Origin of the sequence: Bacillus sp. SIMBA_008 (assembly GCF_046535495.1) — a bacterium.
GTDB classification, from domain to species: Bacteria; Bacillota; Bacilli; order Bacillales; family Bacillaceae; genus Bacillus; species Bacillus subtilis.
Genome location: NZ_JAWRWL010000002.1, coordinates 428421 through 443056, shown reverse-complemented (window position 1 = coordinate 443056; position 14636 = coordinate 428421). Strand labels below are relative to the sequence as shown.

At 43.1% G+C, this 14636-nt stretch carries 18 protein-coding genes; 16 read left to right on the top strand and 2 right to left on the bottom strand.

The window, feature by feature from the left end:
* The first annotated feature begins 27 nt into the window (after positions 1–27).
* From SB658_RS07670 to SB658_RS07645, 6 genes are all read left to right on the top strand, one after another.
* A complete protein-coding gene (locus tag SB658_RS07670; RefSeq protein WP_029727011.1) occupies positions 28–504 on the top strand; it encodes a flavodoxin in 477 nt (158 codons plus the stop codon).
* Positions 494–1387 carry a hypothetical protein gene (locus SB658_RS07665; protein ID WP_029727013.1) on the top strand — a complete coding sequence of 298 codons (894 nt, stop codon included), beginning with the start codon at positions 494–496 and terminating at the stop codon, positions 1385–1387. Before SB658_RS07670 ends, SB658_RS07665 begins: the two co-directional genes overlap by 11 nt.
* Before the next feature lie 15 nt (positions 1388–1402).
* Positions 1403–1858: a flavodoxin gene (locus SB658_RS07660; RefSeq protein ID WP_144500794.1), complete on the top strand. Its 456-nt coding sequence runs from the start codon at positions 1403–1405 to the stop codon at positions 1856–1858.
* A 104-nt stretch (positions 1859–1962) separates the two neighbouring features.
* On the top strand, positions 1963–2673 hold the full coding sequence (gene dapD, locus SB658_RS07655) for a 2,3,4,5-tetrahydropyridine-2,6-dicarboxylate N-acetyltransferase (RefSeq protein ID WP_003218680.1): 711 nt from the start codon (positions 1963–1965) through the stop codon (positions 2671–2673).
* Between the two features lie 69 nt (positions 2674–2742).
* The gene (locus tag SB658_RS07650; RefSeq protein ID WP_021479383.1) at positions 2743–3867 is read left to right on the top strand and encodes an N-acetyldiaminopimelate deacetylase; all 1125 of its coding nucleotides are present in this window, start codon (positions 2743–2745) and stop codon (positions 3865–3867) included.
* 61 nt (positions 3868–3928) lie between these two features.
* Positions 3929–4174 (top strand): YkuS family protein, encoded by a 246-nt coding sequence (locus SB658_RS07645; RefSeq protein WP_003232382.1) that lies wholly within the window; start codon positions 3929–3931, stop codon positions 4172–4174.
* Between the two features lie 36 nt (positions 4175–4210).
* Here the strand turns inward: SB658_RS07645 and mscT are convergent, their stop codons facing one another.
* A complete protein-coding gene (gene mscT / locus SB658_RS07640; protein ID WP_003244994.1) occupies positions 4211–5014 on the bottom strand; it encodes a small-conductance mechanosensitive channel protein MscT in 804 nt (267 codons plus the stop codon).
* Between the two features lie 236 nt (positions 5015–5250).
* Here mscT and ahpA point away from each other — a divergent pair, with 236 nt between their 5' ends.
* The 3 genes from ahpA (at position 5251) to rok (ending at position 7352) form a co-directional block, all read left to right on the top strand.
* Complete coding sequence (gene ahpA / locus SB658_RS07635; RefSeq protein ID WP_003245371.1) at positions 5251–5793, top strand: biofilm-specific peroxidase AhpA; 543 nt, start codon at positions 5251–5253, stop codon at positions 5791–5793.
* Positions 5794–5864: 71 nt separating this feature from the next.
* A complete protein-coding gene (ykuV, locus tag SB658_RS07630; protein WP_015252187.1) occupies positions 5865–6311 on the top strand; it encodes a thiol-disulfide oxidoreductase YkuV in 447 nt (148 codons plus the stop codon).
* A gap of 465 nt (positions 6312–6776) precedes the next feature.
* Positions 6777–7352, top strand: a complete 576-nt coding sequence (rok, locus tag SB658_RS07625) for a transcriptional regulator Rok (RefSeq protein ID WP_003232378.1) — start codon at positions 6777–6779, stop codon at positions 7350–7352.
* Between the two features lie 40 nt (positions 7353–7392).
* On the opposite strand, the gene cse15 is transcribed toward rok, so the two are convergent.
* Positions 7393–8358 carry a spore protein Cse15 gene (gene cse15, locus SB658_RS07620; RefSeq protein WP_029727015.1) on the bottom strand — a complete coding sequence of 322 codons (966 nt, stop codon included), beginning with the start codon at positions 8356–8358 and terminating at the stop codon, positions 7393–7395.
* 136 nt (positions 8359–8494) lie between these two features.
* Between cse15 and SB658_RS07615 the strand changes: the two genes are divergently transcribed.
* The 7 genes from SB658_RS07615 (at position 8495) to SB658_RS07585 (ending at position 14636) form a co-directional block, all read left to right on the top strand.
* The gene (locus tag SB658_RS07615; RefSeq protein WP_021479380.1) at positions 8495–9094 is read left to right on the top strand and encodes a molybdenum cofactor guanylyltransferase; all 600 of its coding nucleotides are present in this window, start codon (positions 8495–8497) and stop codon (positions 9092–9094) included.
* A 50-nt stretch (positions 9095–9144) separates the two neighbouring features.
* Positions 9145–10164: a molybdopterin-synthase adenylyltransferase MoeB gene (locus SB658_RS07610; protein ID WP_410601423.1), complete on the top strand. Its 1020-nt coding sequence runs from the start codon at positions 9145–9147 to the stop codon at positions 10162–10164.
* Positions 10165–10181: 17 nt separating this feature from the next.
* Positions 10182–11474: a molybdopterin molybdotransferase MoeA gene (locus SB658_RS07605; protein WP_021479378.1), complete on the top strand. Its 1293-nt coding sequence runs from the start codon at positions 10182–10184 to the stop codon at positions 11472–11474.
* On the top strand, positions 11435–11956 hold the full coding sequence (gene mobB / locus SB658_RS07600) for a molybdopterin-guanine dinucleotide biosynthesis protein B (protein WP_003232370.1): 522 nt from the start codon (positions 11435–11437) through the stop codon (positions 11954–11956). Before SB658_RS07605 ends, mobB begins: the two co-directional genes overlap by 40 nt.
* Positions 11956–12429: a molybdenum cofactor biosynthesis protein MoaE gene (locus tag SB658_RS07595; RefSeq protein ID WP_003232367.1), complete on the top strand. Its 474-nt coding sequence runs from the start codon at positions 11956–11958 to the stop codon at positions 12427–12429. The genes mobB and SB658_RS07595 overlap by 1 nt, the downstream gene beginning before the upstream one ends.
* Entirely contained in the window at positions 12422–12655 is a 234-nt protein-coding gene (gene moaD, locus SB658_RS07590; protein WP_144500793.1) for a molybdopterin converting factor subunit 1, read from the top strand. Before SB658_RS07595 ends, moaD begins: the two co-directional genes overlap by 8 nt.
* 223 nt (positions 12656–12878) lie before the next feature.
* Entirely contained in the window at positions 12879–14636 is a 1758-nt protein-coding gene (locus tag SB658_RS07585) for an ABC transporter ATP-binding protein (protein ID WP_072175383.1), read from the top strand.

Below are 14636 nucleotides of genomic sequence, written 5' to 3'. Positions count from 1 at the left end.
ATCATTATCAATTAATGGGGTGATAACATGGCTAAAGCCTTGATTACATATGCCAGCATGTCAGGAAATACAGAAGACATTGCCTTCATAATAAAAGATACGCTTCAGGAATATGAGTTGGATATCGATTGTGTCGAGATAGATGATGTGGATGTGTCTTGCTTAACCTCCTATGATTATGTACTGATTGGCACCTATACATGGGGGGACGGCGATTTGCCCTACGAAGCGGAGGATTTTTTCGAAGAGGTCAAACAGCTTCAGCTTCATGGTTTAAAAACAGCCTGCTTCGGGTCTGGCGATTATTCTTATCCAAAGTTTTGCGAAGCGGTGAATTTGTTCAATGCCATGCTGCAAGAGGCGGGAGCTGCTGTTTACCAGGAAACACTAAAAATTGAATTAGCGCCTGAAACAGATGAAGATGTGGAAAGCTGCCGAGCGTTTGCGAGAGGTTTTCTTGCATGGGCAGATTATATGAACAAGGAAAAAAGCCATGTTTCATAAAGGGGCAACTGCTGTTACGGCATCGGCGTTTTCTGGATATTTTGTGGCGGTACAAAGAGAAGGCATTTTTCATTACTCTTTGGAGCAGGGCTGGAGAAAGCTTTTTCGTTTGAAAAGTAAGATACACTGTATCAGCTACATAGGGCCTTACTTATTTGGCGTTGGTGAAAAGGGAACAGTCATTCGTTCGGCTGATGAAGGGAAAACCTGGACGATGTCGAGCTTTCCGACAAATGCAACAGTGTGGGCGATTACCGGCAGAAACAACGGGTTTGTCTGCGCCCACGGTAAGCATTGTATTTATGTATCGGATGATTTTGGTGTCTCATGGCGCGTAGCCAAACCTTTTGCCGAGTTTCATAATCCCCCTGTTATCCGGTCGTTATGCCTTCACGGGGGCAATCTTTTTATCGGCACGCAAATACACGAATATTTTGGCGGCATTTGGGCTTACGACATTAAGCGTGACACTGTCCAAGTTGTCAAAAAAGAAAAAAACCGGATGACGGCATCCATGCTCGTGTTTAATGAAAATTGGCTGGTGGCGGCGATGGGTTCTGTGAAAGGAAAGCACGGTGCTGTCACTGTAAGGAATCTTTTGAATGGTGAAGAATTTATCATTCAATCCAGCATGATCAGAAATGAAGAATCATTTCTTGATCTTTCAGAGGATGATGGCATTATATATGTCACTACAACACAAGATGAAAATGGTTTTTCGAGAATTTACCAGGTTGATCTCGAAGCCCGGTCGTTAAAATGGTTCGATACCATTAAGGGACATGGATGGAGAGTGGCCAATCAGAAAGAGAATTTCTTTTGCGCAGGCTTGTATGAATGTAAATTTGTCCAGCCGTACGAAGTTTCAGCAATGATTCATTAGAGGAGGAACAAGGAATTGGCGAAGATTTTGCTCGTTTATGCAACAATGTCAGGCAACACTGAAGCTATGGCAGATTTGATTGAAAAGGGGCTTCAGGAGGCGTTAGCAGAAGTAGACCGTTTCGAAGCAATGGATATTGATGATGCCCAGCTGTTTACCGATTATGACCATATCATAATGGGAACCTATACGTGGGGAGACGGAGATCTGCCTGATGAATTTTTAGATCTGGCTGAAGACATGGAGGAGATTGATTTTTCCGGTAAAACATGCGCTGTATTCGGTTCTGGTGATACAGCATATGAATTTTTCTGCGGAGCGGTTGATACGCTCGAAGCAAAAATAAAAGAATGCGGTGGCGACATTGTGCTGCCTTCGGTAAAAATCGAAAATAATCCAGAAGGTGAAGAAGAGGAAGAATTAATAAACTTTGGGAGACAATTCGCAAAGAAAAGCGGATGCGCTGTCTGATCACTCACTGGGAACTGCTAAAACGGCTGTTCCTTTTTTTCTTGTCTTTGTATCTTTCCTTTGATACAGTAATGAGGTAGAAAATCAGGAGGAGGACTATACATATGAAAATGATGGACGCAAATGAAATTATTTCATTTATTCAAAATAGTACAAAATCTACACCTGTAAAGGTTTACGTGAAAGGTGAGCTGGAAGGAATCAATTTCGGCGAATCTGCGAAAGCTTTTATCAACGGAAACACTGGTGTCGTTTTCGGTGAGTGGAGCGAAATCCAAACAGCAATCGAAGAAAACCAAAGCAAAATCGAAGACTATGTGGTTGAAAATGACCGCCGCAATTCTGCGATCCCAATGCTTGATCTTAAAAACATCAAAGCGCGTATCGAGCCGGGCGCGATCATCCGCGACCAAGTTGAAATCGGTGATAACGCAGTCATCATGATGGGTGCTTCTATTAATATCGGTTCAGTCATCGGCGAAGGCACAATGATTGATATGAACGTTGTGCTTGGCGGACGAGCTACTGTCGGAAAAAACTGCCATATCGGCGCGGGTTCTGTACTTGCGGGCGTTATTGAGCCGCCATCCGCTAAACCGGTTGTGATTGAAGACGACGTCGTAATCGGCGCAAATGCTGTTGTGCTTGAAGGTGTAACAGTAGGTAAAGGAGCTGTTGTTGCTGCGGGAGCGATCGTGGTAAACGACGTTGAGCCATACACTGTCGTTGCAGGCACACCAGCTAAAAAAATCAAAGACATTGATGAAAAAACAAAAGGCAAAACTGAAATCAAGCAGGAATTACGCCAGCTGTAAGGAAAAGTTTGATAAAAAAGGCGTGGATAATATATCCACGCCTTATTCGTATAGGCAGGAGGAATAGAAATGAAGAAAGAGGAGCTCATCGCAATTCGCAGAGATCTGCATCGTATACCGGAGCTTGGATTTCAGGAGTTCAAAACCCAGCAGTATTTATTAAATGTCTTGGAACAATATCCGCAAGACAGAATTGAAATTGAGAAATGGCGAACAGGGCTTTTTGTAAAAGTGAACGGGACGGCGCCGGAAAAAATGCTGGCGTACAGAGCGGATATCGATGCGCTTTCTATAGAAGAGCAAACTGGTCTTCCATTCGCATCAGAGCATCACGGCAACATGCACGCCTGCGGTCACGATTTGCATATGACGATTGCACTCGGCATTATTGATCATTTTGTTCACCACCCAGTCAAACATGATTTGCTTTTTCTGTTTCAGCCGGCAGAGGAAGGGCCTGGCGGTGCGGAACCAATGCTTGAGAGCGATGTATTAAAAAAGTGGCAGCCTGATTTCATCACTGCGCTTCATATTGCTCCAGAGCTTCCGGTAGGCACCATTGCGACAAAAAGCGGCCTTCTATTTGCGAATACATCAGAGCTAGTCATCGATCTGGAAGGCAAAGGGGGACATGCGGCATATCCGCATTTGGCTGAGGATATGGTTGTAGCAGCAAGTACACTTGTCACCCAGCTGCAAACGATTATCTCTAGAAACACAGATCCGCTAGACAGTGCTGTTATTACAGTTGGTACCATTACCGGAGGCTCGGCACAAAATATCATTGCAGAAACGGCCCACCTGGAAGGCACGATCCGCACGCTTTCTGAAGAATCGATGAAACAAGTAAAGGAACGGATTGAAGATGTAGTGAAAGGAATCGAAATCGGATTCCGCTGCAAAGGAAAAGTGACATATCCGTCTGTATATCACCAAGTTTACAATACGAGCGGATTAACAGAAGAATTTATGTCTTTTGTTGCTGAACATCAACTGGCGACAGTAATTGAAGCAAAAGAAGCAATGACTGGAGAGGATTTTGGCTACATGCTGAAAAAATATCCCGGCTTCATGTTCTGGCTCGGCGCTGATTCTGAACATGGGCTTCATCATGCTAAGCTGAATCCCGATGAAAATGCGATAGAAACAGCGGTTAATGTCATGACAGGTTATTTTTCTGTTTATGCCAATTAAGTACAAATGAAAGAATAAAATTCCATAAAATGAGCACTCTAGTAAACGGAGGTGTTCAAAAATGGCTAAAAAAATAGGAATTGAACAATCATTATCAGATGTAGAAGCTGCTTTAAAAGAAAAAGGATATGACGTTGTAATGATGAAAAGCCCTGCTGATGCTCAAGGCTGTGACTGCTGTGTCGTAACAGGTCTTGATAATAATGTGCAAGGGATAGCCGATACGGTAACACAAGCACCTGTCATTACAGCTTCCGGGATGACGGCTGAAGAAATTTGCAGCGAAGTTGAAAGCAGAATTCAGTAATATAAAAACCGAAGCAAAAAGCTTCGGTTCTTTTATTTATTCTGTTTCTTTAGGGAAAGCGCGGTCGAACGCGTTCTTTATTTCTTTTCTCAACACTCGTTCGACTCGCCACTGTTCCATATTTTCTGTTTTGGCAATGACCCTGATTACAATTTCAGAAGTCCCCAGTTCTTGAATCCCGATGACATTTGGTCCTTCTTTTATTTGTGGAAGAGCCGCTGCCGTTTCATCACAAACCTGCTGTAAAATATGAATCATTTCATCAATATTTCTTTCAGCCGGCACTTTAATGTCAACAAGAGCCTGCATGGTACCACGAGAATGATTGCTTACGTTTGTGATGTTTCTGTTGGGGATGTAATGCAGTGTTCCGTCAAAGCTGCGGATTTGAGTTGTCCTTAAGCCAACCTGCTCGACAATTCCGTCAAAGGTGGAAACGGTAATATAATCTCCGACATCCAATTGTTTCTCAAGCAAAATAAAAAAACCTGTCACGATATCACTGACAAGCCCTTGGGCGCCAAATCCGACAGCCAGGCCGACGATTCCTGCCCCCGCTAAAAGAGCGCTTGGATCATAATGAAACAAATCTAGAACCATGACGAAAAATATGAAAATCAATGTATAAGCAAATATGTTAAGAGTCAGGCTTCGGAGCGTATGTGCACGTCCGATAGACAAGCTATTCTGCTCCTCGAATTTTGCAAACAGATGTTTAATGATTTTCATGCCTAATGATCGAACGATAAAATAGAGCAATATCATAATGGCGAGTTTAATGAGCAGAACACCGGCATTTGTAATCAGTCCCGCCCAATCATATTGTTTAATAAAGTCCATGTTGAGCTCCTTTTCTAATTGATTGCTGCACATTGAGACTAGTTACCCTGTACATGACCATGTTAAACGTTTTATTCAAAAATGTCGAAGCCAAAGACATACATGATTTGTTAAAAATTGACTCAGGAAATCTGCTTTTATATAATGGCATTGCAATATAACTAAAAATGGTTAATCACCCTTTATTTTCATGCGATTTTGACCTTTAAGCCAAACAATAAATTGGAGGGATACATATGGCAGAACGTATGGTAGGTAAACAAGCTCCTCGTTTTGAAATGGAAGCAGTCCTTGCAAGCAAAGAATTCGGCAAAGTAAGTCTTGAGGAAAACATGAAAAACGACAAATGGACAGTGCTATTCTTCTATCCAATGGACTTCACTTTTGTTTGTCCGACAGAAATTACAGCAATGTCTGACCGCTATGACGAGTTCGAAGATCTTGATGCAGAAGTCATCGGGGTTTCAACTGATACCATCCATACTCATTTAGCTTGGATCAATACAGACCGCAAAGAAAACGGTCTTGGCCAGCTGAAATACCCGCTTGCTGCTGATACAAACCATGAGGTATCCCGGGAATATGGCGTTTTAATCGAAGAAGAAGGTGTGGCTTTGCGCGGATTGTTTATTATTAATCCTGAAGGGGAGCTTCAATATCAAACTGTTTTCCATAACAACATTGGGCGTGATGTTGATGAAACGCTTCGTGTTCTCCAGGCGCTGCAAACTGGCGGACTCTGTCCGGCTAACTGGAAACCAGGCCAAAAAACACTTTAATTCTTTCCAAGAACGAAAAGCGGTCTAGCATATTCGTTAGGCCTCTCTTTTAAAATAGGAGGGAAAAAGCAATGAAATTACGTCAGCCCATGCCGGAATTGACGGGAGAAAAAGCTTGGTTAAATGGTGAAGTGACGAGAGAGCAATTGATTGGGGAAAAGCCGACGCTTATTCATTTCTGGTCCATCAGCTGCCACTTGTGCAAAGAAGCGATGCCGCAAGTGAATGAATTTCGTGATAAATATCAAGATCAACTGAATGTTGTAGCTGTACACATGCCCCGTTCCGAAGATGATCTTGATCTTGGTAAAATTAAAGAAACAGCTGCTGAACACGATATCACCCAGCCGATTTTTGTTGACAGTGACCATGCTTTAACCGATGCATTTGAAAATGAATACGTACCTGCGTATTATGTGTTTGATAAAACAGGACAGCTCCGTCACTTCCAAGCCGGCGGGAGCGGTATGAAAATGCTTGAAAAACGTGTGAACCGCGTTCTGGCTGAAACGGAATAGGTATCTGACTAAATAGTATTTCCTAAAAACCTGATCACATCAGGTTTTTTATTTGTGCAAAAAGCAATGGAAGAAGAGTAAGAAGCTTATTTTTCCAAATTTGGGTATAGGAATTGATGGTTTGTTTGATTGATACGCTAGAAAACACAGCTAATTTTTGATGTTTTTCCTCAATTTTAGATAAATCTCATATCTCATAACTCGAAAATTGTAGATATTACACTAAATTTCTTTAAAGAAGTAAGTAAAATATATATTTTCAACATTATACCAAATAAACTAGAAAGCCCCTTAATCCCTTGAGAATAAAGGACTCTTTTGAAAAATAAAACATTTTCAGAAAATAAGGAATTTTTCATAGAGTAAATATAATAGTAAAATGCTAAAATAATAGTTGATAAAATTACTTTTGTAATCTAATATCTTAATTAAAGATGTTAATTTTGATAGGGGGTACATTGAGGAATGTTTAATGAAAGAGAAGCTTTGCGCTTGCGGTTAGAACAATTAAATGAAGCTGAAGTGAAAGTCATTCGTGAATATCAAATTGAACGTGATAAAATATACGCAAAATTAAGAGAGCTGGACAGAAATGGAAGCCCTTCCGAAATCAAAAAGGATTTCCGTTCTGAAAAAAAACCTGACTCTCTGCCGGTTCTCGCTGAGCTTGCGGCTCAGGAAATCAGAAGCTATCAGCCGCAATCACAGCAGCAGTCTGTCCAGCCTCAGCTTCAATCTATTTCCTCTCTTCCTGCCGGTATACCAGACGGAACAACACGAAGAAGAAGAGGAACGGCAAGACCGGGATCAAAAGCAGCTAAGCTGCGTGAAGCTGCTATTAAAACATTAAAACGCCACAACGCGGCGATTAAGAGCTCGGAGCTTCAAAAAGAGATTGAAAAAGAAAGCGGTCTTGAAATCCCTAATATGACAACGTTTATGCAAAGCTTAATTAAAATGTACCCGGAAGTGAAAAAGCCATATCGCGGGCAGTACATTTTAGAGGGTGAAATCGAATCTGCAGAATCAGCAAATGAATAAATATAAAGAAAAACTGCTTGGCATCGCTCAAGCAGTTTTTTTATTGAGGTTTTTTCTGTGAAGGTTTGTTTTCTTTTTCAAGATTAAGCTTATACACCCACTTTTGATAAGGCTTTTCTTCAGCGGCTCTGTTTCTCAGCTCTTCGATTGTATGGCTCTTGGCCTGGTCTGATGATTGGGCGTGGGCAAGCTGTTTTTGAAGCACATGTATCTGTTTGGTGACATCTTCAAGGATAGTCTCTACATGATTTGGCTGCGCGTAGGCCGCTGGAGCTTCTTCTTCCGTTTTTTCTTTTTGTTTCGTGCCGCCATCAATATCGGCAAAATGAGAAGCAATCCAGGCATCGCTTTCATCAAGTTGCCGTTTATACGATATAATAGTTTCGTGAAATAATTTTTCTTTCGTTTTTTCTATGTCTAGCAGTCTTTCTTTCGTTTCTATGATTCGATCTTTCATATGATCAACTTCTATTTTAATATGTTTTAGCTGATATTCTTTTTCTACCATTTGCTCTTTTAGACGCCCGTTTTCGGCTTTTATCAATTCGGCTTGCTGTTTTGCCTGAAGCAGTGCATTTTGTTCCTGCTCAATCGAGGCTTGAAGTTCGCTGATCCGTTTATGAAGATTTTTATTTTCTTCTTCGATTTTGACTTTAGCAATATGAAGTTTATGTTTTTCTTCGATTTCGGCTCTGCGTTTATAGGTTTCAGCAGATAGAAGCTCCTGCAAAACAACGATTTTATCAAGCAGTTCAGCTCTTATTTGATGCAGGGTTTGGCTGGTGTGGGAGGCATGTTTTTCTTTTGTTGACATATGTGTTAATTCGGCAGACAGCTGCTGGAGTTTTTCTTTCATATCGGTATTTTCTTTGAGCAGTTTGTTATTTTTCTGATGAAAGTAGCTTGCTTCAAGTTCAGCAATCAGCTTATGGCACCTTGAAAGCTCGGATTTTAAATAAAGGTTCTCCTGAGACACGTCGTGGAAAAAAGGACCTGATCTTTTCATTCGAACCATCTCCCTCATGATGTTAACACTACAATATGCAAATACTGAACAGCTATTCCTCTTTAATAAACAGACAAGCAGTAGCGTTGAGCCTTTGCTTTTGCTATGCTTTTAACGAAACTAGAGGTGAGATGATATGAAGCATGTAAACGTACTGTTGGCAGGGGGAGCCTCACGTCGCTTTGGAGAACCGAAGGCGTTTGTCAAATGGAAGGGCAGGATGCTTTACGAATGCGCTAAAGAGGCACTTGGAGAACAAACGGTTATCATCAGCCGTCCCGAATTTATTGATAGATTTCAAGAAAACGGTGAAAATGAAGTGTATCAAGATGCTGAGCCATTTCAAGGCATGGGGCCATTGGCTGGTATATATACCGCTTTTAAAAAGACAGACGGTGATCTTTATACTGTTCTTTCCTGTGACACACCGCTGATACAAAGAAGGACGATACTGGAGCTCAAACGTCTGATGACTGCCGGTGCTGACGCGGTAGTCCCAATTTCAGACGGACAAGTGCAGCCATTGATTGCGATTTACCACAAACGTATCATGCCGGTTCTATACGATCAGCTTTCTGAGAAGAGGTTGAGAATATCAGATTTATTAGGCAGAATTTCGGTTTGTTACGTACAGGCTGAAAATATCGGAGCAAACCCGGCAGAGTTTATCAACATTAATACACGTGATGATTTTAGCTGTTTGGAAGAAAAATCGAACTCCCTCAAGCGGGACTGACGGGGCAATAACATGATAAGATGACATAAAAGATAAGGAGAACAGGTTTGATGGAGGAACGTTATTCACGGCAAATCAGATTTAAGCAAATTGGGGAAGAGGGCCAGAAAAGACTGGCAGACAGCCATGTGCTGATTGTCGGAGCGGGAGCGCTCGGCACTGCAGGAGCTGAAGGGCTTTCGAGAGCGGGAGTCGGTACTATTACCATTATTGACCGTGACTATGTGGAGTGGAGCAATCTTCAAAGGCAGCAGCTTTATACAGAAAGCGATGCCAAACTCCGCATGCCGAAAGCCATGGCTGCCAAAGAGCATTTATCAGCGATTAACAGCGAGATACATATTGAGGCGTATGTTACCGAAGGAACAGCCGAAACGCTTGAGCCGCTAATTGAAAAAGCAGATGTCGTGATCGACGCGACAGATAATTTTGAAACCCGCATGCTGATAAACGATCTTGCCCAGAAAACAAAGACACCTTGGGTCTATGGCGCCTGTGTAAGCAGCCAGGGAATGTTCATGACTGTCATTCCCGGAGAAACCCCTTGTCTGTCTTGTTTGTTTGAGCAAATTCCTGTCGGCGGGGCGACGTGTGATACTGCCGGCATTATTCCGCCTGCTGTGCATATCGTTTCAGCATATCAGCAGGCTGAGGCATTAAAGCTGTTAACCGGCCAAAAAGAAGCAATACAGCGGGAGTTTGTGACATTTGATGTCTGGAACAATTCGCATATGAAGATTAACGTTAATCATGTACGCCGTGAGGAATGCCCATCTTGTGGAGCTAATGCGGTATATCCTTATCTTCAGGATTGGAACACACCAAAAGCTGCTGTACTATGCGGCCGTGATACAGTGCAGGTAAGGTCAGAATCATTAAAAAGAATCCCGAAACAGGAGCTCATTAAGCGGCTGAAAACAATCGGCAAGGTCGAGGCTAATGCGTTTTTGCTGTATATTTTTTACGAGGATTTCAGAATTGTCATTTTCAATGACGGACGGGCACTGGTGCATGGAACAAATGATGTGAAAGAAGCCAACTCCGTGTTGGCAAGAGTGATTGGACTGTAATAACAGGAGGGGTCAGAATGCTGGAGAAAAGAACACCGATACCGGTAGACGAGGCAGTTCGGCGTGTCTGCCATTTTCAAAAACAAGGTGAAACAGAATGGGTGGCGCTTGAAGACAGCCTTCATCGGTTTTTAGCCGAAGATATAACTGCGGATCACCACGTACCTGCATTTGATCGTTCGCCATACGATGGTTTTGCTGTCAGAGCGTGCGATACGGCAGAAGCTTCACGTGAAAACCCAGTTCGGTTTGAAGTTATTGACCATATTGGAGCGGGAGCAGTATCTGAAAAAAAACTTGGCCCGTTTCAGGCCGTGCGGATTATGACTGGCGCGCAAATCCCTGAAGGGGCAGATGCAGTCGTCATGATTGAACTGACTCAAACCTTTGAGGAGAATGGGAAGTCATTTATGTCTTTAAAACGCCGCTTTCAGACGGGGGATAATATTTCAAAAACAGGTGAGGACGCTCAAAAAGGGAGTGTTTTACTGACAAAGGGCACCCGGGTGACACCAGGAGTGACGGCTCTTTTGGCAACATTCGGATACGCATCTGTGCCTGTCGTGAGAAAGCCTGTAGTCGGGATTATCGCAACCGGTACCGAATTGCTGAATGTCAGTGATCCGCTGGAACCGGGAAAAATCCGCAACAGCAATGCGAGTATGGTATATGCGCAAGCGATAGAAGCAGGCGCAACACCGCTTTATTTAGGGAAAATCTCTGATGAACTGGATAAAAGCTTTGCTGCAGTTAAAGAAGCGATGAAAAAGGTGGACTTCCTGATCACAACTGGCGGTGTGTCAGTCGGTGACTTTGACTTTTTGCCTGCGATCTATGAAAAACTCGGAGCGGACGTGCTGTTTAATAAAGTTGCCATGCGCCCGGGCAGCGTGACAACGGTGGCGCATGCAAACGATATGCTGCTGTTTGGCCTTTCAGGTAATCCGTCGGCATGCTATGTCGGTTTTGAACTGTTTGTCAAACCGATAATCCAGACATGGCTGCTCAATGAAACACCGCATTCAATTTGTGCGGAAGCTGTTTTGACCAAGGATTTTCCGAAGCCGAACCCATTTACCCGATTTGTTCGTGCGCTCGTGCACCATCAGGAAGGGAAGCTGTTGGCGACACCCGTTGGCTTAGATAAGTCGAGCTCTGTCACATCACTTGCAGATGCCAATGCATTTATTATCCTGCCGGGCGGCACGCGAGGCTACGAATCTGGCAGAACGGTTCAAGTACTGCTCATCAGAGAAGAGAATGGAAGTGAATGGCCTTGGTCCGTCCTTTCCCGATCGTCCAAGTTGTAGGATTTCAAAACAGCGGGAAAACAACGTTTATTGAGCGCATTCTTGAAAAAGCCTCTGAACAGGGAGTCCATTTGGGCTGCCTGAAGCATCATGGTCACGGCGGTGAACCGCAAACGCTCACGGAAGGAAAAGACACGGACCGTTACAAGGCGGCAGGTGCTGATGTAACAGCGGTAGAAGGTGCTGGTGTGTTACAGCTGACTGCCCGCCGCAATTGGGATTTGGCACGGCTGATTGAGTTATACCAATTTCTCGAAACAGACTGTCTTCTGATTGAAGGCTTTAAAAAAGCCCCTTATCCTAAAGTGGTTATCCTAAGTGAAAAGGAAGATCTGGAAGCGCTGCAAGCAGTAAATATAATCGCCATCATCTATAGAAAAAAAGAGCATATGACAGAGCATCAGGGATTACCCGTTTTTCATGCGGATGATCCGGTTGCCGTGGATTTTGTGCTTTCACAGCTGAAGGGGGAATCTGCATAATGGAACGGTTTGAGATTACGAAAACACCCATTAATACTGAAAACATCATCAAAAAAGTGGAGAAACGGGAAGCAGGAGCCATTACAACATTTATTGGTACGGTTCGGGAATGGACAAACGGAAAAAGAACGGTTCGGCTTGAATATGAGGCATATGAACCGATGGCCGTGCAAATGCTTGCTCAAATCGGCGCTGAAATCGAAGAAAAATGGGAAGGTGCCTCAGCTGCGATCACGCACCGTATAGGTGTGCTCGATATCGGTGAAGCAGCGGTAGTGATTGCTGTATCTTCTCCCCATCGAAAAGCCGCATATGAAGCCAATGAGTATGCGATTGAACGCATTAAACAGATTGTGCCGATTTGGAAAAAAGAAATTTGGGAAGACGGTGAGCAATGGATCGGCGACCAGCTAGAAACAACAGCTTATCCGAACGGAAAACCAGACCTAAGCGAGGGAGAGCAGCATGATTAAAATTCTTTTATTTGCAGGACTGGCTGAACAGGCCGGTACACAAGCAATAGAAATAGATGTGGAACAAGCAACCACAGATGAAATAAAGACGAGTCTAAAAGAACAATACGGTCTTGAATCTATTGATACGGCTATGATTGCCGTTAACGAAAGCTATGTAAAAGAAAATACCTCTGTATCTTCGGGTGACACGGTAGCCATCATACAGCCGGTCAGCGGGGGATGAAAACCGGACGGCATTTCAGCCGTCCGGTTTTTCTGTATTTCATTGGCATATCCCCAAGTATCCCCAGCATACAATGATTTTCTGTAAGCGTTTATTCTACATATGTTACTCCCTATAAAGTAAGAGACTCACTCCATAATTAGACTGAAATTTTGAAAAATAATAGAAATTTATTTCGGGTATCGATATAGTGAAGATGATAAATGTTGGAAAGGTGCTGGATATGGAGACATTTAAAAGATTAAAAATGTATTATTGGCCGTACAGAAAAGTGTTTATGTGGTCGCTTCTAGCCATGCTTTTGATGACTGCAATTACTGTCGTTTATCCGATTATCCTGCAAATTACGATTGATGAGATCGTGCTGGGACGGCAGTATCAGCTTGCGGCGTGGGTCAGCTTAGGATTTATTGCGGTAATGGTTTTGAAAGGAATGGCTACCTTTTTTCATCAGTATTTAGGTGATATGTTCGGGATCAAATCCGTTTATCGGCTGAGAAATGGTCTGTATGAAAAACTGCAGCGGCTTTCTTTTTCTTACTATGATAACGCGAAAACAGGAGATTTGATGTCCAGGCTGACTGCTGATGTTGAAGGGCTTCGTTTTTTCTTATCATACGGTCTCGCTGAGCTCATTCGCTTCGGCCTGCTGGTAGCCATCAGCCTGTCGGTTATGTTTTACTATTCTGTTCCTCTCACGCTTGTGACAATAGCTGTTCTGCCATTTCTCGCGGTTGCGGTATACCGGTTTGACAAAAGAGTCCATCCCGCCTTCAGAGGCATCCGCAAATCGTTTGCGAAACTCAATACAAAAGTTCAGGAAAATATCAGCGGCATTAATACGGTTAAATCTCTTTCCAGGGAAGATTTTCAGATCAGCACTTTCAATAAAGCCAATGCAGAATACAGGGCGCAGTATTTACAAACATCATCCATCTGGTCTGCGTATTTCCCTTTAATGGAGTTCATTGGTAACATTTGTATTGTAGCTCTTCTCTCATACGGCGGTTACTTGGTTATGCAAAATCAGCTCAATCCCGGCGAGCTTGTTGCTTTCTTCAGCCTTGTCAATTATATGATGTGGCCCATTATGAACTTAGGTTTTGTCATCAATATGTTCTCTCAAGCAAAAGCGTCAGGGGAACGCCTGCTCGACATTCTGGAAAAAGAAGAAGACATTACAGATCCTCCTCATGCTTTGCATAAACAAAAATTAACCGGAGATGTCCATTTCAAAAATGTTTCTCTTGCATACGGGAAAGAACAAACAAACGCGCTATGCAATGTAAGCTTTGAGGCAAACAGCGGGAAGGTAATCGGACTGTTGGGCCCGACAGGTTCAGGCAAAAGCTCAGTGACACAGCTTCTCACCAGATTTTACAGTCCTGTTGGCGGAATGATTACCATTGATCACAAACCAATCACAGATTATTCGTTAAAAACCCTTCGCTCCAATATCGGGGTCGTACTTCAAGAATCCTTCCTGTTTTCATCTACGATTAGATCAAATATTTCGTATGGGTGGCCGGGTGCCTCAATGGAAGACGTCATCGAAGCGGCAAAAAGGGCGCAGGCTCATAGCTTTATTATGGAGCTTCCTGATGGGTATGACACCATGCTGGGAGAGAGGGGAATGGGGCTTTCCGGCGGGCAGAAACAGCGTATTGCCATTGCGAGAGCCATCTGCTTGAACCCGAGCATTTTAATATTGGATGATGCCACAAGCGCAGTAGATATGCAAACGGAGCACAGCATACAGCTTGCCTTAAAAGAAGTCATGAAAAACCGCACAACCTTTATCGTTGCTCACCGCATTTCTTCACTGAAACACGCCGATGAAATTCTCGTTTTTAATAAAGGACGCATTCGTGAAAGGGGAACACATCACGAGCTTCTTGAAAAAGGCGGCTACTATAAAAAGATTTACGATTTGCAATACCGTGATGTCAAAATGATTAATGAGCCGCATGAGGTTGGATAG

What these genes read in the sequence shown, in the direction of transcription:
- SB658_RS07610 (WP_410601423.1), top strand. Translation starts at nt 9,145, where the DNA reads ATGGAGGAACGTTATTCACGGCAAATCAGATTTAAGCAAATTGGGGAA.
- SB658_RS07670 (WP_029727011.1), top strand. Translation starts at nt 28, where the DNA reads ATGGCTAAAGCCTTGATTACATATGCCAGCATGTCAGGAAATACAGAA.
- SB658_RS07595 (WP_003232367.1), top strand. Translation starts at nt 11,956, where the DNA reads ATGGAACGGTTTGAGATTACGAAAACACCCATTAATACTGAAAACATC.
- SB658_RS07645 (WP_003232382.1), top strand. Translation starts at nt 3,929, where the DNA reads ATGGCTAAAAAAATAGGAATTGAACAATCATTATCAGATGTAGAAGCT.
- SB658_RS07605 (WP_021479378.1), top strand. Translation starts at nt 10,182, where the DNA reads ATGCTGGAGAAAAGAACACCGATACCGGTAGACGAGGCAGTTCGGCGT.
- ykuV (WP_015252187.1), top strand. Translation starts at nt 5,865, where the DNA reads ATGAAATTACGTCAGCCCATGCCGGAATTGACGGGAGAAAAAGCTTGG.
- ahpA (WP_003245371.1), top strand. Translation starts at nt 5,251, where the DNA reads ATGGCAGAACGTATGGTAGGTAAACAAGCTCCTCGTTTTGAAATGGAA.
- SB658_RS07615 (WP_021479380.1), top strand. Translation starts at nt 8,495, where the DNA reads ATGAAGCATGTAAACGTACTGTTGGCAGGGGGAGCCTCACGTCGCTTT.
- mobB (WP_003232370.1), top strand. Translation starts at nt 11,435, where the DNA reads ATGGCCTTGGTCCGTCCTTTCCCGATCGTCCAAGTTGTAGGATTTCAA.
- cse15 (WP_029727015.1), bottom strand. Translation starts at nt 8,358, where the DNA reads ATGAAAAGATCAGGTCCTTTTTTCCACGACGTGTCTCAGGAGAACCTT.
- rok (WP_003232378.1), top strand. Translation starts at nt 6,777, where the DNA reads ATGTTTAATGAAAGAGAAGCTTTGCGCTTGCGGTTAGAACAATTAAAT.
- SB658_RS07665 (WP_029727013.1), top strand. Translation starts at nt 494, where the DNA reads ATGTTTCATAAAGGGGCAACTGCTGTTACGGCATCGGCGTTTTCTGGA.
- mscT (WP_003244994.1), bottom strand. Translation starts at nt 5,014, where the DNA reads ATGGACTTTATTAAACAATATGATTGGGCGGGACTGATTACAAATGCC.
- SB658_RS07585 (WP_072175383.1), top strand. Translation starts at nt 12,879, where the DNA reads ATGGAGACATTTAAAAGATTAAAAATGTATTATTGGCCGTACAGAAAA.
- moaD (WP_144500793.1), top strand. Translation starts at nt 12,422, where the DNA reads ATGATTAAAATTCTTTTATTTGCAGGACTGGCTGAACAGGCCGGTACA.
- dapD (WP_003218680.1), top strand. Translation starts at nt 1,963, where the DNA reads ATGAAAATGATGGACGCAAATGAAATTATTTCATTTATTCAAAATAGT.
- SB658_RS07650 (WP_021479383.1), top strand. Translation starts at nt 2,743, where the DNA reads ATGAAGAAAGAGGAGCTCATCGCAATTCGCAGAGATCTGCATCGTATA.